Genomic DNA, 1,185 nt, shown 5'->3' with positions numbered 1-1,185 from the left:
GCTTGTATGGTAGGACTTGAAGGGAAGAGGAGGGACAAAGCTTGATTCTGACTGTTCGCAGCAGTACAGACTGTAGGAGATTTCACCCCTCCTCCTTTCACCCAAGCGCCGATAAAGAATGCTTCTGGCTCGACCGACGATAGGAACAAGCCTGCGCCTCTGGGTGGCCCTTCAAGTCTCAAGACCATATCCCGGAGGTTGCCTCATGGCAATGCCAGTCGCCGTTTCAAAGCCGATCATCGGTGTTGATGTCGCCAAAAATGAACTGGTCATCTACCACGCACAAACTGATTTGCTGGAAGCTATTCCCAACGGCAAAGCCTCCATCAAGCAATGGCTCAAATCGCAAGCAGGACAGGTAGCCATCGCTATCGAAGCGACAAACACCTACCACGAACTCTTTGCTGAACTCGCCTACCACGCAGGCTGCACCGTTTACATGATCGATGGCTATCAACTGAGCCATTATCGAAAAGGCGTGAACGTGCGTGCCAAGACAGACGCCCTTGATGCGCGACTGTTAGCTCGTTACCTGAAAAATGAGGCCGGTGATTTGCGTCCGTGGACGCCACCATCCGGTCTGTACCGTCAGTTGGTAAGCCTGTTCAGGCGGCGGGCGGCGCTGGTTCAGGCTCGCTCGGGCCTGACTCAAAGCTGGTCCAACGAACCGCTGTTGAAGCGATCTTTTGCTGCTCACGTGCGCTCAATGCAAAGGCTTGAAACGTTGGTCGAAAAGGAAATTGCTGCGTTGCTGAAAAAAGCTGGATTGACGGACGCCCTCAAGCGCTGCATGAAGGTCGAAGGTATCGGCTTTTTGACCGCAGCCCGACTGTTGACGACGTTTCAACGTGGCGTATTCAGAAACGCCGATGCTTTTATCGCTTTTCTTGGCCTGGATCTGAGGGTCTCTCGATCAGGACAAAAGGATGGGCGCCGCAGCCTGAGTAAACGGGGGGACGGCGAAGTTCGCAGGCTGCTGTACAACGCAGCCATGTCAGGTGCGTGCACGGCTGCCTGGAGACCGTTTTATGAAACCCAGCTCTCTGCTGGCCTGAGTAAAACAGCAGCACACGTAGCCCTCGCTCGAAAACTGGCGAGGGTAGTTTTTGCGCTGCTGAAGAGCGGGAAAGAATACGAGTCCAAAGCGGCCTGAAAGGCTTGTTTGAGACCATAGAATCTCCTACG

1 protein-coding gene is annotated in these 1,185 nt (G+C 54.1%); it reads left to right on the top strand.

Annotated features, from left to right (window positions below; translation table 11 throughout):
* Positions 1 to 205 precede the first annotated feature (205 nt).
* Positions 206 to 1,153 carry an IS110 family RNA-guided transposase gene (locus AC1MEK_RS29835; protein ID WP_480399844.1) on the top strand — a complete coding sequence of 316 codons (948 nt, stop codon included), beginning with the start codon at positions 206 to 208 and terminating at the stop codon, positions 1,151 to 1,153.
* Positions 1,154 to 1,185: the final 32 nt, after the last annotated feature.

This window comes from Pseudomonas sp. 2 (assembly GCF_056627435.1).
Note: the sequence above shows the minus strand (reverse complement) of the source record. Positions and strands in the feature narration are given on the sequence as shown.

Coding starts and splice junctions, on each gene's coding strand:
- AC1MEK_RS29835 (WP_480399844.1), top strand. CDS start 206: ATGGCAATGCCAGTCGCCGTTTCAAAGCCGATCATCGGTGTTGATGTC.